Annotated in this window: 18 protein-coding genes and 1 pseudogene; 9 read left to right on the top strand and 10 right to left on the bottom strand. The window is 72.3% G+C overall.

Annotated features, from left to right (window positions below; all coding sequences use genetic code 11):
• Positions 1-333: 333 nt before the first annotated feature.
• On the bottom strand, positions 334-726 hold the full coding sequence (locus tag ACIQJT_RS28775; RefSeq protein WP_402648358.1) for a GntR family transcriptional regulator: 393 nt from the start codon (positions 724-726) through the stop codon (positions 334-336).
• Between the two features lie 121 nt (positions 727-847).
• On the opposite strand from ACIQJT_RS28775, the gene ACIQJT_RS28770 reads away from it, so the two are divergent.
• The 5 genes from ACIQJT_RS28770 (at position 848) to ACIQJT_RS28750 (ending at position 5,436) form a co-directional block, all read left to right on the top strand.
• The gene (locus ACIQJT_RS28770; protein WP_365452488.1) at positions 848-1,390 is read left to right on the top strand and encodes an RNA polymerase sigma factor; all 543 of its coding nucleotides are present in this window, start codon (positions 848-850) and stop codon (positions 1,388-1,390) included.
• 109 nt (positions 1,391-1,499) lie between these two features.
• Positions 1,500-2,327, top strand: coding sequence for a zf-HC2 domain-containing protein (locus tag ACIQJT_RS28765; RefSeq protein ID WP_402648319.1), 828 nt, complete (start codon positions 1,500-1,502; stop codon positions 2,325-2,327).
• 61 nt (positions 2,328-2,388) lie between these two features.
• On the top strand, positions 2,389-3,252 hold the full coding sequence (locus ACIQJT_RS28760) for an ABC transporter ATP-binding protein (RefSeq protein WP_365452484.1): 864 nt from the start codon (positions 2,389-2,391) through the stop codon (positions 3,250-3,252).
• Positions 3,249-4,793, top strand: coding sequence for an ABC transporter permease (locus ACIQJT_RS28755; protein ID WP_402648316.1), 1,545 nt, complete (start codon positions 3,249-3,251; stop codon positions 4,791-4,793). The genes ACIQJT_RS28760 and ACIQJT_RS28755 overlap by 4 nt, the downstream gene beginning before the upstream one ends.
• Positions 4,780-5,436, top strand: coding sequence for an ABC transporter (locus ACIQJT_RS28750; protein ID WP_402648313.1), 657 nt, complete (start codon positions 4,780-4,782; stop codon positions 5,434-5,436). The genes ACIQJT_RS28755 and ACIQJT_RS28750 overlap by 14 nt, the downstream gene beginning before the upstream one ends.
• 18 nt (positions 5,437-5,454) lie before the next feature.
• Here ACIQJT_RS28750 and mshD read toward each other — a convergent pair whose 3' ends face one another.
• Positions 5,455-6,381 (bottom strand): mycothiol synthase, encoded by a 927-nt coding sequence (gene mshD, locus ACIQJT_RS28745; RefSeq protein ID WP_402648310.1) that lies wholly within the window; start codon positions 6,379-6,381, stop codon positions 5,455-5,457.
• A gap of 144 nt (positions 6,382-6,525) precedes the next feature.
• Between mshD and ACIQJT_RS28740 the strand changes: the two genes are divergently transcribed.
• Together ACIQJT_RS28740 and ACIQJT_RS28735 are read left to right on the top strand one after the other, a co-directional pair.
• A complete protein-coding gene (locus tag ACIQJT_RS28740) occupies positions 6,526-8,325 on the top strand; it encodes a bifunctional metallophosphatase/5'-nucleotidase (protein ID WP_402648307.1) in 1,800 nt (599 codons plus the stop codon).
• A gap of 629 nt (positions 8,326-8,954) precedes the next feature.
• Entirely contained in the window at positions 8,955-10,787 is a 1,833-nt protein-coding gene (locus ACIQJT_RS28735) for an ABC transporter ATP-binding protein (RefSeq protein ID WP_402648305.1), read from the top strand.
• Here ACIQJT_RS28735 and ACIQJT_RS28730 read toward each other — a convergent pair.
• The 8 genes and pseudogenes from ACIQJT_RS28730 to ACIQJT_RS28695 all read right to left on the bottom strand — a co-directional run bounded on the left by ACIQJT_RS28730 (position 10,729) and on the right by ACIQJT_RS28695 (position 19,494).
• Positions 10,729-12,492 (bottom strand): immunity 49 family protein, encoded by a 1,764-nt coding sequence (locus ACIQJT_RS28730; protein ID WP_402648302.1) that lies wholly within the window; start codon positions 12,490-12,492, stop codon positions 10,729-10,731. The two genes, ACIQJT_RS28735 and ACIQJT_RS28730, sit on opposite strands and share 59 nt — an antisense overlap.
• 89 nt (positions 12,493-12,581) lie before the next feature.
• Positions 12,582-13,559, bottom strand: a pseudogene (locus tag ACIQJT_RS28725) (pectinesterase family protein); the annotation flags it as partial.
• Between the two features lie 210 nt (positions 13,560-13,769).
• The gene (locus ACIQJT_RS28720; protein ID WP_402648299.1) at positions 13,770-15,236 is read right to left on the bottom strand and encodes a sensor histidine kinase; all 1,467 of its coding nucleotides are present in this window, start codon (positions 15,234-15,236) and stop codon (positions 13,770-13,772) included.
• Positions 15,233-15,970, bottom strand: coding sequence for a response regulator transcription factor (locus ACIQJT_RS28715; RefSeq protein WP_365452468.1), 738 nt, complete (start codon positions 15,968-15,970; stop codon positions 15,233-15,235). Before ACIQJT_RS28715 ends, ACIQJT_RS28720 begins: the two co-directional genes overlap by 4 nt.
• Before the next feature lie 107 nt (positions 15,971-16,077).
• Positions 16,078-16,257, bottom strand: coding sequence for a hypothetical protein (locus ACIQJT_RS28710; RefSeq protein ID WP_402648295.1), 180 nt, complete (start codon positions 16,255-16,257; stop codon positions 16,078-16,080).
• 27 nt (positions 16,258-16,284) lie between these two features.
• Positions 16,285-17,454 (bottom strand): S1C family serine protease, encoded by a 1,170-nt coding sequence (locus tag ACIQJT_RS28705; protein WP_402648292.1) that lies wholly within the window; start codon positions 17,452-17,454, stop codon positions 16,285-16,287.
• Positions 17,455-17,584: 130 nt separating this feature from the next.
• Positions 17,585-18,607 (bottom strand): LacI family DNA-binding transcriptional regulator, encoded by a 1,023-nt coding sequence (locus ACIQJT_RS28700; RefSeq protein WP_078959670.1) that lies wholly within the window; start codon positions 18,605-18,607, stop codon positions 17,585-17,587.
• A gap of 119 nt (positions 18,608-18,726) precedes the next feature.
• The gene (locus tag ACIQJT_RS28695) at positions 18,727-19,494 is read right to left on the bottom strand and encodes a response regulator transcription factor (protein ID WP_365452462.1); all 768 of its coding nucleotides are present in this window, start codon (positions 19,492-19,494) and stop codon (positions 18,727-18,729) included.
• A gap of 119 nt (positions 19,495-19,613) precedes the next feature.
• Here ACIQJT_RS28695 and ACIQJT_RS28690 point away from each other — a divergent pair, with 119 nt between their 5' ends.
• Complete coding sequence (locus ACIQJT_RS28690; RefSeq protein WP_365452460.1) at positions 19,614-20,474, top strand: alpha/beta fold hydrolase; 861 nt, start codon at positions 19,614-19,616, stop codon at positions 20,472-20,474.
• Between the two features lie 37 nt (positions 20,475-20,511).
• Positions 20,512-20,766 carry a MoaD/ThiS family protein gene (locus tag ACIQJT_RS28685; RefSeq protein ID WP_007382997.1) on the top strand — a complete coding sequence of 85 codons (255 nt, stop codon included), beginning with the start codon at positions 20,512-20,514 and terminating at the stop codon, positions 20,764-20,766.

Here is a 20,766-nt window from a genome sequence, read left to right as displayed (position 1 = left end):
TGCGCAGTCCCCCGCGCCCCTGAGGCCGGCGGCGCCGCCGCCTGTGGGGGGGGGGCTTGTGTCGCGCCTGGGGTTCGGGGGGTGGGTCGGTGCCGGGGTGGGGGGTATCCGTCCTCGGTCCGGCGGCTCGGCCCCTTGAGTAGTGCTCGGTAACGGACGCCGGCCGCTGCGGGCGGACACCCCCCACCCCGTCCCCTCACCGCCGTACGCGACTGACGGTCCATCGTGGCGTGCGTGACTGCACCCACCCAGGGGCGCGGGGAACTGCGCGACCGGCCACGACGTGCGCTCACTCGCCCGACAACCGCACCCGGCACTCCCGTAGGCGCCCCGTCAGTGGTCCTCCTTCGGGAAGTGCTCGTCGAGTACGGCGGTGAAGAACGCGTCGACGTCCTCGCGGGCGAGCCCCGCGGACCGGGCGCGCCTGGCCCAGTCGTCGAGTTCGGCGCGCAGGGGGGTGTCGGCCGCCTGGACGCCGGCGCCGAGCGTCCTGCGGACGAAGGTGCCGAGACCGCGGCGGGCCTCGACCAGGCCCTCGCGTTCCAGTTCGCGGTACGCCTTGAGCACGGTGTTCGGGTTGATGGCGGTGGCCTCCACGACCTCACGGGCCGTGGGGAGCCTGTCGCCGGGTTCGAGCAGGCCGAGTCGCAGGGCCTGCTTGGTCTGCCGGACGATCTGCATGTAGGTGGCGACGCCGGAGCGCCGGTCGATGCGGTACTCGACCACGCGGACAATCACCCTTTCATTAATTGATCAGTGAAAACGTGATGCGAGGGGGCCCGAAAGTCAAGCGTGGTTTCTTTGTCGCGGGGTGAACCGGTCGGCCGGGGTCGTCCGATGAGGGGGCGTGAGGGAAACGAGAAGCGACGGGGATCTGCTGCGGGCCATCGCGGCGGACGGTGACCGGCGTGCCTTCGAGGAGTTGTACCGGCGGTACGCGCCCTGGCTGCTGGCCCGGCTGCGGGGGCGCTGCGCGGACGCGGGCGTGGTCGACGACGTCGTACAGGAGACCTTCCTCGCGGTGTGGCGGGGGACCGCGCGTTACCACGAGGAAGGTGATGTCGCCGGGTGGCTGTGGCGGATCGGCTCACGGCGGCTGATCGACGCGCTGCGCGGCGACGGGGCGCGCGGGCGGCTCCGGCAGGCGCTGTCCCGGCTGCGGCACCGGGACGAGGCGTCCGCGGAGGAACGCGTGCTCGCGGGGGTGGAGCACGGGGACCTCGCGGGCGCGCTCGTCCGCCTGTCACCGGAACTGCGCGCGGTGCTCCAGGCGACGGTCGTCGACGGCCTCACCACCCGCGAGGCCGCCGTCCTGCTCGGCATCCCGCCCGGCACGGTCAAGACCCGCGCGATGCGCGCCCGCAAGCAGCTCAGGGAGGCGCTCGCGTGAGGACGTACGGACGACGGCGGTCGGGAGCACGGGGGCGGAGCCGGCCGCAGGGCTGGTCCCAGGACCGGGCGCACGGCTCGGTGAGGGTACGAGTGAAGGAGGTGGCGGCATGACCTGGCATGTGGCCGAGGATGATCTGAGGGCTTACGCCCGGGGCGATCTGGCCGCCCCCCTGCTCTGGTCCGCCGACACCCATCTCGCCGCCTGCGCCGAGTGCCGGGGGCTGCTCGCCGATGTCAGCGACCCGGTGGCGCTGGACGCAGGGTGGGAGCGGCTCGACGCCGAGCTGGACGCGCCCCGGCCGGGGTGGTTCGAGGCGCTGCTGACACGGGCCGGGATTCCCGACCACACGGCCCGGCTGCTCGCGGCCACGCCGGTGCTCAGGCGCTCCTGGCTGGCGGCCGTGGTGTTCCTGCTGCTGGCGACCGTCGGCGCGGTGCGTACGACCGAGTCGCCGACCCTGTTCCTCGCTCTCGCCCCGCTGCTGCCGCTGGTCGGGGTGGCGCTGTCGTACGGCCCGGCACTCGACCCGACCTACGAGATGACGGTCGTCGCGCCCACCCACGGCTTCCGCCTGCTGATGATCCGCACGCTCGCCGTGCTGGTCGCGGGCCTCGGCCTCAACGGGCTCGCCACCCTCGCCCTGCCCGGCTACGGCCTGCGCGCCCTGGCCTGGCTGCTGCCCGCGCTCGCCCTCACCGCGACCGGCCTCGCCCTCACCCCGAGGCTCGGCTCGGTCCGCGCGCCCTCCCTGGTCGGCGGCGCCTGGATCACCGTACTGCTGGTCGCGCAGGCCGCACAGCAGGCGCAGACCGTTGTCCTGGCACCGTTCACGGCGGCCGGGCAGGGCGTGGCGGGCGCGGTGGCCGTGCTCGGCGCCGCCCTGCTCTTCCTCGTCCGTGACCGCTTCGACCTGTTCGACGGGAGCGCCGGATGACCGCCGCCGAGCCGCGCCCCTTCCACTGTCACCGTCTCGATCTCCGCAACGGGAGCTCCGCATGACCGCCACCGTCTCCGCCTCCGGGCTCCATCTCCGCTACGGCGGCACCCGCGCCCTCGACGACGTGTCGCTGCGGCTGACGCCGGGGGTGACCGGGCTGCTCGGGCCCAACGGGGCCGGGAAGACGACCCTGCTCAGGGTGCTCGCCACCGCCGTGCCCGCCGACCGGGGCTCCTTCACCGTCCTCGGGCACGACCCGGGCAGCTCGCGCGGCCGGCAGCAGGTCCGGCGCTCGCTCGGCTACCTGCCGCAGACCCCGGGCTTCCACCCGGACTTCAGCGCCTTCGAGTTCGTCGACTACGTGGCGATCCTCAAGGAGCTCACCGACCGCACCGCACGCCACCGCGAGGTGCGGCGCGTCCTTGAGGAGGTCGACCTCGGGGACGTACGCGCGAAGCGCATCAAGAAGCTGTCGGGCGGGATGCGGCAGCGGGTCGCGCTGGCCGCCGCCCTCGTCGGCGACCCCGGTTTCCTCGTCCTCGACGAGCCGACCGTGGGGCTCGACCCCGAACAGCGCATGAGGTTCCGGGAGTTGATCGCACAGGCGGGGGAGGGGCGGACCGTGCTCCTGTCCACCCACCAGACCGAGGACGTGGCGATGCTCTGCCACCGCGTCCTCGTCATGGCCCGTGGCCGCATCCTCTTCGAGGGCACCCCTGCCGAACTGAGCGCACGTGCCGCCGGCCGGGTGTGGAGCAGCACGGAACGCGCCCCCGGCGCCAAGGCGGGCTGGCGCACCGGCACCGGCTCCTTCCGCAACGTCGGTGATCCGCCGGCGGGCGCCGAACTCCTCGAACCCACCCTGGAGGACGGCTACCTGCTCACCCTGGACGACGTGGACGCGGAGGTGGCGGCGGCATGAGCCTGGTGACCGAGACGGCGGCCGAGTCCACCGCCGTACCCGAGGACGAGCCGCGACGGGCCTGGCCCGCCGTGTTCGCGTTGGCCCGTTTCGAGGCCCGCGACCTGCTGCGGTACATCCCGGTGCTGGCGACGCTGCTGCTGTACGTCGGCTACACGGCGTGGACGCTGTTCCACCCGCAGGACGGCATGGAGGCCTTCCCGGCCCTCCAGGACGCGGACCGCGCCACCCAGAACGGCCCCCTGCTGCTGGGGATCGCCCTGTTCGTGTGCGTCAACCGGTGCACACTGCGCTCCCGCAGGCGCGGTACCGACCGGCAGTTCGACGTCATGGTCATGGAGCCGTGGCGGCGGACGGTCGCCCATGTGCTGTCCGTGGTGCCCTTCGCCGCCGTCACCGCGCTGGTGGTGCTCGGCGAGTTCACCCGGCAGGCCCTCAGGCCGGGCGCGGTGGGCCACGGCTCCCTCGCCGAACTGGCCGTCGGCCCCCTGTACGTGCTGCTGTGCGGCGCGTTCGGCGTGCTGCTCGCCCGGCTGGTCCCGTCCACGTTCGCGGCACCGGTCGGCGTGGTCGGACTCTTCGTCCTCGGCGTGTTCGTCTCCGCGGGCACCAGCGGCGCGCAGTGGACCCGGTGGCTGTCCCCGATCGTCGACGAGACCAGCCGGAACACGGTCCTGCCCACGGACCTCGTCGGCCGCCCGGCCGCCTGGCACGCGCTGTACCTGACGGGGCTGATCCTGCTGCTCGCCCTCTGCGCGGTCCTGGCGAGCGGCGGCCGGACGCCCCTGCTGAAGGCAGGCGCGGCGGGCGCGCTCGCGCTGACGGTGACCGGTGCCATGGGCCAGTCCGGCGGTGTGTCACCGGAGTTGGCCGCCGCCCGTGAGCGGGTCTCGGTCTCCCCCGAGCGGGTCCAGTCGTGCGTACGGCTCGACGGCTCGACGTACTGCGCCTTCCCCGAGTGGACCGGCCGCACGGGCGACTGGGCGGGGGCCGTGGACCGCGTCCGGTCCCTGGCCGGCGGTACGGCCGCCCGGCAGCCCCTTGTCGTACGGCAGCGGGTCGAGGCCCGTTACGGCCTGGACGGCGACGCGGCGATCGAACCGCTCACCACGCCGCACCAGGTCACCGTCGGCACGCGGTGGGGCGGCAACCGGGTCCCCGAGTTCGCGGTCGCCGTCGCCTATGTGCTGGTCGCCGGTGACGAGTCGAAGGGCGGCGAACTGTGCGACGGCCGGGTGGTCACCACGATGTGGCTGGCCGTGGGCGGGGACGCGCACCCTATGACCGCCCTCGCGAACGTCCGCCTCGACGACAGCGTCACCGGGGACGCGGGTGTCCTCGCCCCGACCAGCGGACTCTCCATGACGGCCGGACAGACCGATGTCGTACGGGAGTTGCTGCGGCGGCCGCGCGGCGAGGTGACGGCTTCCGTCAAGCGGCACTGGAGCGAGCTGACCGCGCCGGGCGTCTCGACCGCGCAGGTGGCACGGGTGCTGGGCGTCGAGGTGCCGAAGGAGGCGAACGACTGTGCGGAGGAGTGACGGGCGCGCCCGGTGGGCGCTGGTCGCGGCCGTGGCACGCACGGTGCCGTGGCGGGCGGTCGGGGCCGGGGCGGTCGTCGGCCTGCTGGTGGTCGCGCTGCCGCGGCTGCTGTCCCGGACACCCGACGCGTGGCTCGGCGTCACCCTTCTGCGGGCCGCCGCCCTCGTCTTCGCCCTGGGCCTGGCCTTCCTCCTGGACGACCCGGCCCGCCGGCTCACCGCCCCCGTCCCCACCCGGCGGTGGGTGCGCAGCGGGCTACGGGCCGCACTGGCCGCGCCGGTCGCCGCCCTGTGGTGGGCGGCGGCACTGGCCCTGCTGCCCGAGGACGCGCGGCCGCCGGTGGGCGCGGTCACCCTGGAGGCGGCGGCGACGGCCGTCCTCGCGCTGGCCGCCGCGGCGGTGGCGGTCCGCTTCACCGACGAACCCGAACCCGGCCCCTCGGTGGCGGCCGGCCTCCTGACCCTGGCCCTCCTCGCCGCCTCCCTGCTCCCCGCCCGCTGGGACCTGTTCGTCCCACCGGGCGACCCGAACTGGCAGGCGGCGCACGTACGGTGGGCAGTGGTCCTGCTGAGCGCGACCGCAGTGTGGACGGCCTGCACCCCGGAGTCGCTACGACGCCTCGGGCCGCGTCCGGCCTCCTGATCCCGGGCGATCCCGATCTCAGGTCTCTGTGCGGTACATCAAGTCCGTCTCGTACGTCGTGAAACCGAGTCGTTCGTAGACCGAGACCGCCGCCTTGTTGTCGGCGTCGACGTAGAGCATCGCGGTCGGGAGGTTCTGCGCGGCCAGGTGGCGCAGGCCGATCGTCGTGAGGGCCTTGCCGAGGCCGCCGCCCTGGGTGCCGGGGCGGACGCCGAGGACGTAGACCTCGCCGAGCTGTTCGGCCGCGTGCACCTTGGTCCAGTGGAAGCCGACCAGTTCGCCGTCGCGGAAGGCCAGGAAGAAGCCCTCGGGGTCGAACCAGGCCTCGGCCTTGCGGTCGTCGAGGTCGCGCTGGGTCAGCGAGCCCTGCTCGGGGTGGTGGGCGAAGGCGGCCGCGTTGACCGCGAGCCAGGCGGCGTCGTCCTCGCCGGGCACGAAGGTGCGGACCGTCACGTCCGCCGGGAGCACCGGGTCGGGCAGTTCGAGGCCGGCCAGCGGGCGCCGCATCTGCCGCAGTTCACGGAAGAGGGTGAGCCCGAGGACCTGGGCGAGGTGGCGGGCGGCGCTGTGACCGCCGTGGGCCCACACCCGCAGCCGCTTCCCGGAGGCGGCGAGGAGCGCCGAGCCCAGGGCGCGGCCGTGGCCGTGGCCGCGGTGGGCGGGGTGCACGACCAGCTCCGCCGCCGGCGCCTCCACCGGGTCGGTGTCCTCCAACTGGGCGTATCCGGCCAGTTCGTCGCCGACGTGCAGCAGCAGATGGGACACGCCCTCGCGGGCGCCGCCCCTGAGCTGCAACCTGCCCTGTTCCGACACCGCTTGCCGGCCGTCGTGGCGCGCGGCCTCGGCGAGCAGCCCGAGGACCGCCTCGGTCTGGTCCGGCGAGAGCGCCGAAAGGGTCTCGATGGAGCGGGAGATGCCGGGGCGTGCGATGTCGTCGCTGGTCATGGCTACGAGGGTAAGGGGAGGTGCACGCAAAGCGGCGGCAAAGAAGCAACCAGGATGTAACCGCGGAACCTCTGTCGCGCTACGCGCGTTGACCCTAGGCTGCGCCGGACGGGGGCACTCTCACATCCGGAACCAGGGGGGCGTATGCCAGCCATGTCCCAGCAGCAACAGCGCCGCAGACGTACGTATCGACTCGTGGCCGCGGCCGCCGGTCTCGCCACCGCCGGCGCCCTCGCCGCCGCACTGCCCGCCGGCGCGCACGACAACCAGCACGGCAAACCGCTGCCGAGCCGCTACCAGGACGTCCAGCTGCTGTCCTTCAACGACCTGCACGGCAACCTGGAGCCGCCGTCCGGCTCCTCCGGCCGGGTCACCGAGCTCCAGGCGGACGGGACCATGAAGACGATCGACGCGGGCGGTGTCGAGTACCTCGCCACCCACCTGCGCGAGGCCCGCAGGAACAACGCCTACTCCATCACCGCCGCCGGCGGAGACATGGTCGGCGCCTCCCCGCTGATCTCGGGCCTCTTCCACGACGAGCCCACCATCGAGGCGCTGAACAAGCTCGACCTCGACGTGACGAGCGTCGGCAACCACGAGTTCGACGAGGGCGCCCGCGAACTGGCGCGGCTCCAGAACGGCGGCTGCCACCCCACCGCCGGCTGCTACACCGACGAGGAGTTCGAGGGCGCCGACTTCCCCTACCTCGCCGCGAACGTCCTGGACGAGAAGACCGGCAAGCCGATCCTCAAGCCCTACTGGGTGTGGAAGAAGAAGGACGTCAAGGTCGGCTTCATCGGCGTCACCCTGGAGGACACCCCCGGTGTCGTCTCCGCCGAGGGCGTCAAGGGCCTGAAGTTCAAGGACGAGGTCGAGACGATCAACAAGTACGCCCGCGTGCTCCAGAAGCAGGGCGTGAAGTCGATCGTGGCCCTCATCCACGAGGGCGGTGCCCCGGCCTCCGCCTCCTACAACTACGACTGTGACGCGCCCGGCGCCGGCGACGGCATCTCCGGTCCGATCGTCGACATCGCCAAGAACATCTCGCCGTCCGTGGACGCCCTGGTCACCGGCCACACCCACGCGGCCTACGTGTGCACGATCGACGACCCGGCGGGCAACCCGCGCATGGTCACCTCGGCCGCGTCCTTCGGCCGGCTCTACACCGACACCACGCTGACGTACGACCGTTTCACCGGCGACATCGCCCGTACGGCCGTGAAGTCGGCGAACCACGTGGTCACCCGGACCGTCGCCAAGGCGCCCGACATGACCGAGCTGATCAGCCGGTGGAACACCCTCGCGGCGCCCATCGGCAACCGCCCGATCGGTTACATCTCCGCCGACGTCCCGAGCACCGGCACCGAGTCCCCGATGGGTGACCTGATCGCCGACGCACAGCTCGCGTACGGCAGGTCCCTCGACCCGGAGACCGACCTCGCGCTGATGAACCCCGGCGGCGTCCGGGCGGGCCTGACCTACGCGGCCAAGGGGACCGAGGGGGACGGGGTGGTGACGTACGCCGAGGGCTTCACCGTGCAGCCGTTCTCCAACACCGTGAACCTCCAGGACTTCACCGGCGCCCAGCTCGTCAAGGTCCTCCAGGAGCAGGTGAGCGGCTCCAACGCGGCCTCGCCGAAGATCCTGCTGCCGTCGGCCAACCTCACCTACACGCTCGACCTGACGAAGACCGGCGCCGACCGGATCGTCGTCGACTCCGTGAGGCTGAACGGCACGGCCGTCGACCCGGCGGCCACCTACCGTGTCGCGACCAACAGCTTCCTCGCGGGCGGCGGCGACGGCTTCACCACGCTGGGCCAGGGCACCAACGACCTCGTCGGCGGCGACGACCTCGCCGCTCTGGTGGAGTACCTGACGGCCAACTCGTCGGCGAGCAGCCCGATCGCCCCGCCGGCCGCGAACCGGATCACGATCGTCAAGTAGACCGACGGCATCACCGCACGCAGCACCCCCGGCCCCGCCGACCACCCACCGCCACCCGAGGCGGTGGCGTCGGCGGGGCCCTTTTCATGTTCGCCCGTAAATTCTGTGTCAGCCTTTCGATTCTCAGGCGATGCACATCCAGTCTTATTGAGGTCTAAGGCGAAATGGCTTTTTTGGCTGCGGGAATGCCGTAACGTTTTCCATGTCGAAAGCGAACGACGCAAACGCAAAGGAGAATGCGATGAGCTTCCGCAAGGTCACCCCGGTGAAGAAGACCCACAAGCCTGCTCCGGCTACGAAGAAGGTTCAGCCGAAGAAGCAGGCGCCGAAGCGTCGCCCCGTCGCCCACAAGGGCTGACACAGAATTCACTGACGTAAATCAAATCAATTCACAGATGAGGATGCAGGTATGAGCTTCCACAAGATCGCCCCCGTGAAGAAGGCCGCCAAGCCCGCCCCGGCTCCGAAGAAGAAGGCGCACAAGAAGGCCGCGCCGAAGCGCCGTCCGGTCGCCCACAAGGGCTGAGGCAGCACGCCACGAGGCGGGGCCACCGGTCGGGCGAGCACGTCTCGCGCCGGGGCCCCGCCTCGGCCGTCCCCGCGGCCGCCGCAGCTGAAAGGGAGTCGTCATGAGGGAAGTCCGCGAGGCCTTCCGCCGTTTCTGGCCGCTGACCCGCGGCGACCGCAAGTGGCCGGTGGTGATCGTCGCGTGCGTGGTGGTGTCCGCGCTCGCCGAGACCGCCGCGATCCTGCTGTTCGCGGAACTCACCGACACCGCCCTGAAGGCCGGTTCCCTCTCCGCCTTCTGGGGGCCGGCCGGCGCCTGGCTCGCCGTGGCCGCGCTCGGCGCGCTCGTCGGCTGTCTGGGCAACTCGCTGGCGACCTGGACCGCGGAGAGATTCGTGCTGCGGTTGCGTGCGCAGGTCTTCCGGCACGTCCAGGAGCTGCCCCCGCACTTCTTCCAGCGGCACCGCCACGGCGACCTGGTCGAACGCCTCACCGGGGACGTCGAGGCCATCGAGCAGATGGTCGTGTCCGGCGTCGTCGGTACGGTCGCCGCCGCCTTCTCGGCGCTCTTCTACTCGGCCGCCGCCCTGTACCTGCGCTGGGACCTGGCGCTCGCCACCTTCGTCCTCGCGCCCCTGTTCCTGCTGGCCGCCCGCCGCTTCTCCGGCCGCATCAGGGAGGCCGCACAGGACGAACGGGTCGCGGACGGCGCGATCACCTCCGTCGTGGCGGAGTCCCTCGGCAACATCGTGCTGACCCAGGCGTACAACCGCCGCCGCGACGAGGAGCGGCGCCTGGACCGCGAGGCCCGCGCCTGGATGCGGGCCTCGGTGCGCGGAGCCCGGCTCAGCGAGATGTACGAGCAGTTCGTCGAGGTCGTGGAGACGCTCTGCGTGCTCGCCGTGATCGGGCTGGGCGTCTGGGAGATCTCGGCCGACCGGATGACGCTGGGCCGACTGCTCGCCTTCGCCGCCTTCATCGGCTACCTGTACCCACCGGTCCGCAACCTCGGGCAGCTCGGCCTCACCCTCACCGCGGCCACCGCGGGCGCCCAGCGCCTGAACGAGATCCTGGACGCGCAGCCGTCGGTCGGCGACCCGGCCGAACCCGTCCCCGCCTGGCCGGTCCGGGGCTGGATCGGCCTGCACGGTGTGCACTTCCGCTACCCGACCGCACACCGCGACTCCCTCACCGACGTGTCCTTCGCGGCCGCCCCCGGCGAGCTGGTGATCATCACGGGCCCGAGCGGCGCCGGCAAGTCCACCCTGTCCAAGCTCCTCACCCGCTTCTACGACCCCTCAGCGGGCGTGATCACCCTGGACGGGGTGCCGCTCCCGCACCTGCGCCTGGAGTTCCTGCGCGAGCAGATCGCCCTGCTCCCGCAGGAGACGCTGATCCTGACCGGCACGATCCGCGAGAACATCGGGGCGGGCCGGCCGGGCGCGAGCGACACGGAGATCGAACAGGCGGCCCGCGCGGCCGCGGCCCACGACTTCGTCACCGCCCTCCCCGCCGGCTACGACACCCGGATCGCCCCCGGCACGGCGGCCCTGTCCGGCGGCCAGCTCAAGCGGATCACCATCGCCCGCGCGATGCTCCGGGCCGCACCCGTCCTGGTCCTCGACGAGCCCACGGCCGGTCTTGACTCGGTGGCCGCCCGTCAGGTGGTCCAGCCCCTGCGCCGGCTGATGTCCGGCCGCACGACCCTCATGATCACCCACGATCTGAGCCTCGCCCCGGACGCGGACCGGATCCTGGTGGTGGACGACGGGCGCCTGGTGGAGGCCGGCACCCACACCGAACTGGTGGCCTGCCAGGGCGCCTACGCCCGCCTCCTCGGCCCGCTCCCGGAGGACACGGTGCCCCTGCGAAGGCTGCCGGAGGCGCCCGGGCGGATCAGAACGGTGTCGCCGCCCTCACGATCCGGGCCGGCAGATACGGTGAGCGGACTCTGATCTCCCAGCCCCGTCGGCGGGCGTGGCAGGTGAGGGCCAGGATGTCGAGGCTGAGGGCGGCGTCCGGGTCGGAGGGGCGGTCGGCGACGGCGTAGTGGTCGCGGTGGGCCGTCAGGGCGTCCAGGAGGGCCAGGTTGAAGCTCTCCTCGTCGCCCTCGACCAGCTGGGAGAAGAGGACCGCGGGCGGCGGCAGGAACCCCTGGTCACGGGCCTTGCCGGTGTCCCGCAGGGCCTCGTCCGTGGCGGGCACGGGGTCCTCGCCGCGCAGATAGGCGTGCAGGGCCCGGCGGTAGGGGGCCGACACGGAACGGTCCGGACCGACGCGCTCCGGGCCCGCCAGGACCAGCGGCGCCAGATGCTCCCGCCGGCCCGTGATCAGCGCGAGGTGCACCGCCCGGTGCCAGGCCCCCGGCCCGGCGTCCTCGTCCCGGCAGGCGGGGTACGTCACGGTCCGGCCGTCGATCGTCACCGGCACGTCGGTGCCCGGCTCCGCCAGCGTCGTACGGAACAGCGCGGCGCCGAGCTCCGCGGCCAGCCGCAGATTCTCCAGCTGGGCGTCGCTCGCGTCGGACGTGTGCGCGGCGCGGGTCCGGAAGAGCAGCTCCTGATAGGTGACGGCGTAGGCCAGCTCGAAGGTGGTGAGCGACTTGCCCGGCACCGGTGTGACGGCGTCCCGCGTGTACCGCTCGAACTGCTCCTCGCTGTCGGCGTCCAGGGGGCGCGGCTCCAGGGCCCGCCCGAACTCCACCACTCCCGCGGCGAGTTCGGCCACCGCGTCCGGGCGCCGGTCCCGGCCGTAGGGCCCCACCCGGGGCGGTGTGGCCTTGAACCCGGTGACCAGCGCGTCCGGCAGGTAGTCGCTGTCGACGGCCGGCGGCCAGCCCTCGTCGCGGTACGCCAGCGCTGTCAGCGCGATCGGCAGCAGGGGCAGGAGACTGCCCGGTCGCGCCCCGGGCCCGGGGGTGCCGGTCAGCGGCCGCAGCAGTCGTACGACCGCCTCGTCGAAGCCCTCCCGGTCACCCGCGGTCAGCGCGCGCAGCGCTCGCAGCCCGATGGCGTACGGCTGGTCGGCCAACTGCCGGCCGGTCTCCGTCTCCCGGGCCCGGACCCGGTCGAGCGCCGCGTCGAGTGCGGCGAGCTTCTGCTCGCGGGAGGGCGGCCAGGTGGCGTCGTCGTCACCGGTGTCACCGATGACGTAGGCCATGAAGCCGTTGATCAGTTCGGTGTCGGGGTGGCCGGAGCGGCCCTGCTGGGGTGCCTCGCGGGCGAAGTGGAAGGCCTCGCCGTGCCATTGGGTCTTCTCCACGAGGATCGCCAGGCAGAAGGCGTCCAGCCACCTGTCGGCCGTGACCGGCTCGGGGGAGCCGCCGGGCTCGCGGTCGTACACCATGCCCCAGTCGGGGTAGGTGAGGAAGACCTCGAAGCGGTCGCGCGGGAAGTACGCCGCGTAGGCCACCGCGCCGGCGGCCGCCTCGGCCGCGTCCTCCAGGACCGCCTTCGCCTCGGGGGAGTGGAGGTCGGGCGTCTCCACCGAGAGCGCGCCGAGGTACTCGACGAACTCCTGGGCGATCAGCCACCACTCCCACGCCGTCACCGGGCCGGCCTTGGACAGGGAGTGGACCTGCGCACCGATCCGGTTCGCGAAGTCCTTCCGCACCGCCGAGACGGCCGCCTCACCGACCCGATGCCGTTCGATACGCACCATTCTTCTGCTCCCCCGTCCGACTTCCCGACCTACCGCAACAGCCTAGAACGAGGGTCTGACACAGGGCCGGGAAGCCGACGAACAGCAGGTCAGGACGGGCTCGGCGTCCAGCCGGCCAGCCAGTCGGCGACCTCCTGGTCCGCGGCCTGCGCGTCGGTGAGCTGCGGCCGGTCGGACGAGGCCGCGCCCGAGCCCGCACCGGTGTTCCTGTACTCCGCGAACCGGTCGCCCTTCCAGGAGAAGCCGCTCATGTCGGTCCACGGTGTGGACTTGACCGCCGCGCTCAGCGAGGTGTTGCGGACCGTCGTCTGCGGGTCGAGGCTCGCGTCGCCGCCCGCGTGCCAGGGGCGGCCCAGGTAGAAGCTCGCCGACGAGACGTCCCCGTTCACCGTCGAGTTGGCGATGAGGATGCCCCTGCGGTTCGCGGCGGTGCTGGGCGCGGTGACGTAACCGGCCGAGGTGCCGTTCCAGCGCTTCTTCAGTGTGATGACGGACTTGTCGATCACGGCGGTGGCCCGGCCGAAGATGAAGTCGACGTTGCCGACGACGTAGGAGTTCGTCATGTAGACACGGCCGAGCCTGTCCTTGGCCGCGGTGTCCACCAGCAGCGTGTCCTGGTCGCCGGTGACGATGACCCCGTCGAGGAACACCTTGTCGGCGGCGGTGCGCAGGGCGACGGCCTGGCCCGCGATGTCCTGGTGGGCCGCCTCGTCGAAGTCGTTGGAGATCGTCAGGTTGCGGGCCTGGAAGTCGTCGGCCTCGACGGCGACGGTGGCACTGCCGCCGGTGCCGTAGGTGGCGGACCCGTCGGGCTTGGGCGTGCCGGACGCGTTGTTGTAGACGATCACCGTGTCGCTGCGGCTGGAGCCGGTGCCCTGGATGGTCACGTGCGGCTTGTCGGACGGCACCTTGACCAGCTCGCGGTACGTGCCCGGCTTGACCCGTACGACCACTCGGGAGGCGTTGCCCGCCGGTACGGCGTTCACCGCGGCCTGCACCGTCGAGTACTGTCCGCTGCCGTCCTTGGCGACGGTGAGCGTCGTGGCGGCCGCGGCCCCGGTGGCGGCGGACGCGGTGGTCCGGACACCGGGGAGCATGCCGTGGGCCATGACTCCCGAGGCGCTCAGCGCCAGCGGGAGACCGACCGCCAGGGCCGTCCTCCTCCTGCGGTGGCGGGCCTTGCTGCGTGTCTCGGTCATGTGCGGTTCCGTTCCGTGTGGGGGATGGACCGCAGTGCAGTCGCCGCTCCCGCACGGAAGGTTGCCGCCCGGCCCGGCCTACTGCGCGGGCGTCTCCGGCGGTGGAGTCGGCGCCCCCGGCAGCCGTACGGTCGCGACGGTGCCGCCGCCTTCGGCGTGCCCGAGGGTGACCTCGCCGCCGGCCTGCTGGACCGTGCGGGCCACGATGGACAGGCCGAGGCCGGAGCCGGGCAGGGCGCGGGCGCTGGGGGAGCGCCAGAAACGGTCGAAGACGAACGGGAGTTCCTCGGCGGGGATGCCGGGGCCGTGGTCCCGGACGGTCAGGACGCCCCCGGTGAGCCGCACCTCGACCGTGCCGCCGTCGGGGCTGAACTTTACGGCGTTGTCCAGGATGTTGACCACGGCACGCTCCAGGGCGGCCGGTTCCGCGCGGGTGTACCAGGGCTCCAGGGCGGCGTCGATGGTCAGTTCCGGTCCGCGTAGCCGTGCCCGGCGCAGGGCGGCCTCGACGGTGTCCTCCAGCGAGACGACCTGCACGCGTTCGCCGCGCTGGCCCTCGGAGCGGGACAGCTCCTGCAGATCGCCTATGAGGGCGGCCAGTTCGGTCATCTGCGCCTTCACCGAGGCCAGCAGTGCCTTGCGGTCGGCCTCGGGGAGGGGACGGCCGGTCTCCTCGCTGCGGGTGAGGAGCTCGATGTTGGTGCGCAGGGAGGTGAGCGGGGTGCGCAGCTCGTGGCCCGCGTCGGCGATGAGCTGCTGCTGGAGTTCGTGGGAGCTGGCGAGGGAGCTCGTCATCGAGTTGAAGGACCGGGACAGCCGGGCGACCTCGTCCTCGGCGTCCTCGTCGACGGGGATGCGGATGCTCAGATCCTCGGTCCTGGCCACGTGTTCCACCGCCTCGGTGAGCTTGTCCACGGGCCGCAGACCGGCCCGCGCCACGGCGAGCCCGGCGGCACCGGCCCCGAGGACACCGACGCCGGAGACGAGGAGGAGGATGAGGGCGAGTTCGTTGAGGGTGGACTGGGTGGTCTTCAGGGGTACGGCGACGGTGAGCGCGGCCTGGGTGTAGAGCCGGGGCGGCGAGCCCGGGCCCTGGCTGACGTACAGGGGGGTCGTCAGCACACGTACCGCCTTGCCGTCCGAGTCGGTGCCGTTGCGGAAGATGCCCTCCTTGCTGAGCGCGTTCTTGACCACGTCCTGGTCGGCATCGGTGGTCCTGACCCTGCCCAGCGAGTTCGACGAGACGCATGCCTTGCCGTCCGCCTGCACCAACTGGAGGTAGAGCTCGGCCCGGGTGCGGACATCCCCGTAGGTCTCCACCGGTGTCTGGGGACACTCGGTGAGGGTGGCCACGACCGCCTGGGCCTGCTGAGTCTGTGCCGCGTTCTGCAGATCCTCGTCGAGCTGGTCGTACAGCTTCCCCTGCACGATGAACCAGCACGTGACCGACACCGCCGCCACCGCGAACGCCACCGCCGCCGCCACCAGCAGGGCCAGGCGGGACCGGATCGGCAGGGAGCGGTACCGGCGCAGGAGCCTGTTCACTCCGCGCCGCCCTGCCGCAGCACGTACCCCACGCCCCGCACGGTGTGCACGAGCCGCGGCTCGCCGCCCGCCTCCGTCTTGCGGCGCAGGTACATGACGTAGACGTCCAGCGAGTTGGAGGAGGGCTCGAAGTCGAAGCCCCAGACCGCCTTCAGGATCTGCTCCCTGGTCAGCACCTGGCGCGGGTGCGCCATGAACATCTCCAGCAGGGTGAACTCCGTGCGGGTCAGCTCCACCGGCCGCCCCGCCCGGGTGACCTCACGCGTCGCGAGGTCCATCCGCAGATCGGCGAAGGTGAGCGCCTCGTCGTCCTCGGCGGAGGCCGCCCCGGCCGCCGCCGCGTAGGAGGACCGCCGCAGCAGCGCCCGCACCCGGGCGAACAGCTCGTCCAGTTCGAACGGCTTGACCAGGTAGTCGTCGGCGCCCGCGTCCAGCCCGGTGACCCGGTCGCCGACCGTGTCGCGGGCCGTCAGCATCAGGATGGGGGTCGTGTCACCGGCGCCGCGGATGCGCCGGGCGGCCGTGAGCCCGTCCATGCGGGGCATCTGGATGTCGAGGACGACCAGGTCGGGCCGGTACGCGGTCGCCTTGTCGAGGGCGTCCGCGCCGTCCACGGCGACCTCGGTGTCGTAGCCCTCGAAGGCGAGGCTGCGCTGGAGTGCTTCGCGCACCGCCGGCTCGTCGTCGACGATCAGGATGCGCTGGGGGTCACGGTCGCCTTCGGCGGGGCTCATGGCTCGGGATTCCTCGGGTGCGGTGGGGAGAACGGGGACTGAGGTCAGTGAACGCTTTCAGCCTCGCACGGTTCCCCGTCGGCGCTGAAGGACGTGCTCCCGCGAGGTCAGCCGCGTACCGGGCGGCGGCGGGCGCGGGCGGCGGTCGTCCCACGGCGGGCCGTCGCCGTGGACGCCACCTCGGGCGCCCGGGGCGCCGGGGCGTGCAGTGCGTACGCCACCTCGAGGGCCAGGGCGAACCCGGCCGGGTCGGTGCCGGTCACCGTGTGCGAAACCTGCTGGATCATGACGTGCTCCTCGCGGGGTCGGGTGGGTCAGCTGTCGGAGCCGCCGGCCCGCAGCGTGGCCAGGTCGGACTTGACGGTGTTGATCGGGATGGAGAAGCCGAGGCCCGCGCTGCCGGCCGTGGACGAGTCCGAACTGGCGGAGTACATCGCGGAGTTGATCCCGATGATGTTGCCGTTCATGTCGATGAGCGCGCCGCCGGAGTTGCCGGGGTTGAGGGACGCGTCCGTCTGGATCGCCTTGTACGTCGTCGTGGACGAGCCGGTGTCGCCGTTGAACTGCTGGCCGCCGAACTCGAACGGCCACTGTCCGTTGCCGCCCTGGTTCTGGCTCTGGCCCTCGTCGGTGGCGACGGTCACGTCCCGGTTGAGGGCGGAGACGATGCCGCTGGTCACGGTGCCGGTCAGGCCCTCGGGGGAGCCGATGGCCACGACCTGGTCGCCGACCTGGACGCCGTCGGAGTTGCCGAGGGTGGCCGGGCTCAGCCCGGAGGCGTTCTCCAGCTTGATGAGGGCGAGGTCCTTCTTGCTGTCGGTGCCGACGACCTTCGCGGTCCAGGTCTTGCCGTCGCTGGTGCTCACCTTGATGGTGGAGGCGCCGGAGATGACGTGGTTGTTGGTGATGATCTCGCCGTCACTGGTGATGATCACGCCCGATCCGGTGGACTCCCCGGCGTTCGAGGTGGCGTTGATCTCGACGATGCTCGGGCTGACCGCCTTGGCGACCCCGGCGACCGTGCCCTTGGCGGAGGACGGCACCACGTTGGTGCTGGTGCTGCTGGAGGCGACCGTGTCGTTGCCGGTCAGCTCCTGGATGCCGTAGGCGGTGCCGCCTCCTATGGCCGCGGCGACGATCGCGACGGCGGCGAGGAGGGCGAGGGGACCGCGGGTGCGCCGCCGGGGAGCCGGCGCTCCGGGCTCGGCGGGGGCCGCGGTGAGGAGAGCGGTTCCGCCGCCGTTGCCGTCACCGCCGTACGAGCCGGCACCCTCGGCGGCGAAGGCGGCGGTGGGCTGCGCCTGCTGCTGTCCCGGCCACACGGTGGTCGGCTCGACGACCGGCGGCTGGACCGGCGCCGCGGGCGGCTGGGCGGGCGGGGGCGGCCACTCGGGGTTCACGGGCGACGAAGCGTGCTGCTGGGCGCCCTGGTAGGGGTTCTCGTACTGCTCGTACTCGCCGTCGCGGCGGAAGCTCTCGGTCATGGCAAAAAGCTTGTCCCGTGACCATGAGAGCTTCCTGAGTGCTTGCTGAGAAGCCCGACAGAACCTCGTATGCCCGATATAAAGCCGCCGCTGGCCTTCGGTCAGGCCCTCTCAGACGGTCCTCAGAAACTCACTCGCAGCCGCAGGAGCGGCGCACGACCAGCTTCGAGGGGAACACCTTCAGCCGCTCCCGGCGGGAGCCGGCGACCCGCAGCCCGTCGTCCAGCACCAGGTCCACGGCGGCCCGGGCCATCGCCGAACGGTCCGAGGCGATGGTCGTCATCGGCGGGTCCGCGAGCGCGGCTTCCTTGATGTCGTCGAACCCGATGACGGCCAGTTCGCCCGGCACGTCGATGCGCAGCTCGCGCGCGGCCCGCAGCAGGCCGATCGCCTGGTCGTCGGTGGAGCAGAAGATGGCCGGCGGGCGCCGCGGCCCGGCGAGGATCTCCAACGCCACCTTGTACGCGTCGTAGCGGTTGTACGGCGCCTCGAAGAGCCGTCCCTCGGTCGGGAGCCCGGCCTCGTCCATGGCCTGCCGCCAGCCCTCCACGTGATCGGAGACCGGGTCGCCGACGGAGGGGGTGTCGGCCGTGCCGCCCATGCAGGCGACGTAGGGGTAGCCGTGGCCCAGCAGGTGCTCGACGGCGGTCTTGGCGCCGGAGAGGTCGTCGAGGACGACGGCGACGTCGTCGATCGCCTCGGGCCGCTCGTGCAGCAGGACGACCCGGGCGTCCCAGGCCTCGATCTCGGCGGCCGCGTTGTCGTTCAGCGCGTGCGAGACCAGGATCAGCCCGGAGACCCGCATGCCGAGGAACGCCCGCAGGTAGTGGACCTCGCGCTCACCGATGTAGTCGGAGTTCCCGACGAGCACCATCTTGCCGCGCTCGGACGCGGCCTGTTCGACCGCGTGCGCCATCTCCGCGAAGAAGGGCTGGCGCGCGTCCGGCACGATCAGACCTATGAGATCGGTGCGCCGCGACGCCATCGCCTGGGCGACCCGGTCGGGCCGGTACCCCAGCTCCTTGATCGCGGCGAGGACACGCTCGCGCGTGGCCGGGGCGACCGGCCGGGGTCCGTTGTTGATGACGTAGCTGACCACCGCGGTGGACGTCCCCGCGAGTCTCGCCACGTCATCCCTGGTTACCTTGGCCACGCGCGGAGTCTACGCGGATGGACCCGCTCTGGGCAGGGCGTGAAGGAGGTCCCCGTACTCCCGCCGCGAGGCGTGCGGGGGCGCGTCGGTGCCGGAGCCATGCCCATGCGCGGGAACCGCTAAGCCTCTACGTCCTCGAGGGCGGCGGTCTCGTCCGCATCCTCCGTCTTTGCCCGGTCCGCCCTGGCCTTCGCCTCGTCGGTGACCCGCTCGCCCTTCTCTGGCGTAACGAATCGATAACCGACGTTCCGGACGGTGCCGATCAGCGACTCGTGCTCGGGGCCGAGCTTCGCGCGCAGCCGCCGTACGTGCACGTCGACCGTCCGGGTGCCGCCGAAGTAGTCGTAGCCCCAGACCTCCTGGAGCAACTGCGCGCGCGTGAAGACGCGGCCCGGGTGCTGGGCGAGGTACTTGAGGAGCTCGAACTCCTTGAAGGTGAGGTCGAGGACCCGGCCCTTGAGCTTCGCGGAGTAGGTCGCCTCGTCGACCGAGAGGTCGCCGTTGCGGATCTCCATGGGGGAGTCGTCGTTGACGATCTGCTGGCGGCCCATGGCCAGCCGCAGTCGTGCCTCGACCTCGGCGGGGCCCGCGGTGTCGAGGAGGACGTCGTCGATGCCCCAGTCGGCGGTGACGGCGGCCAGGCCGCCCTCGGTCACGACGAGGATGAGCGGACAGCCGGGCCCGGTCGAGCGCAGCAGCTGGCACAGGCTGCGCACCTGGGGCAGGTCACGGCGTCCGTCGATGAGGATGACGTCGGCGCCGGGGGTGTCGACGAGGGCGGGGCCCTCCGCGGGCGCCACGCGCACGTTGTGCAGGAGCAGGCCGAGGGCCGGGAGCACCTCCGTCGACGGCTGGAGGGCGTTGGTCAGGAGCAGCAGAGAACTCATACGTCTGGTTCCTCCTCGGTCCCGCGAGGGTCAGGGCCTTCGTATACAGGGGTATCCGAAAGCACAAAAGGACCCGGGGGCTGCGTTGCCCGAGTCCTGTTCCGACGAGAATAGCCCACATGAGCATTGATCCGGCAGGTCGTGTGGTGCGTTCCACCGGGAGTCCGCACTCTGAGACACGCAGACATGCACCTATACGGACGTTTCTGCACACCGACGACGGCGTGACGATCGATTCCGTATACGATCCGCCCTCCTTCGTATACGACCCGTCCCGGCCACCCGCGCGTGACCTGGTGTTCGTGATCGCGCACGGATTCACCGGCGACGTGGACCGCCCGCATGTGCGCCGGGTGGTGCGGGCGCTGACGCGGTACGCGGGCGTGGTCACCTTCTCCTTCCGCGGCCACGGGGCCTCCGGCGGGCGCTCGACGGTCGGCGACCGCGAGGTGCTGGACCTGGCCGCCGCGGTGGCGTGGGCCCGCGAACTCGGCCACGCGCGCGTGGTGACCGTCGGCTTCTCCATGGGCGGCTCGGTGGTGCTGCGGCACGCGGCGCTGTACCGGCGGGAGGCCGGCGGCCGCGGGGACGCGCACACGGACACGGTGGTCTCGGTCAGCTCGCCGGCCCGCTGGTACTACCGGGGCACGGCCCCCATGCGCAGGCTCCACTGGCTGGTCACCCGCCCCGCGGGCCGCGCGGTGGGCCGCTGGGGCTTCCGCACCCGCATCCACCACCGCGAGTGGGACCCGGTCCCCCTCTCCCCGGTCGAGGCGGTCCCGAGGATCGCCCCCACTCCCCTGCTCATCGTCCACGGCGACCGCGACGGCTACTTCCCCCTGGACCACCCGCGGATGCTCGCGGAGGCCGCCGGCGACCACGCCGAGCTGTGGATCGAGCCCATGGGCCACGCCGAGCACGCGGTCGGCGACGAGCTCCTCGACCGGATCGGGGACTGGGCTGTCACAGCGGGCGGCTAGCCTGGCCCCGTACACCACCGAACGATTGAGGAAGCGGATGCCAAAGGTCACGGTGCGCTACTGGGCCGCCGCGAAGGCCGCGGCCGGGATCGCCGAGGAGCCGTTCGACGCGGCCACGCTCGCCGAGGCGCTGGACGCGGCGCGCGAGCGGCACCCCGGCGAGCTCGTGCGGGTCCTGCGGCGATGCTCGTTCCTCGTCGACGGTGACCCCGTGGGCACCCGCGGACATGAGACGGTACGGCTGGCCGACGGCGGCACGGTCGAGGTGCTCCCGCCGTTCGCAGGAGGGTGA

Source organism: Streptomyces sp. NPDC091972 (genome assembly GCF_044756385.1).
In the GTDB taxonomy this organism is placed as follows: domain Bacteria; phylum Actinomycetota; class Actinomycetes; order Streptomycetales; family Streptomycetaceae; genus Streptomyces.
This window is presented reverse-complemented; position numbering and strand designations above follow the sequence as displayed.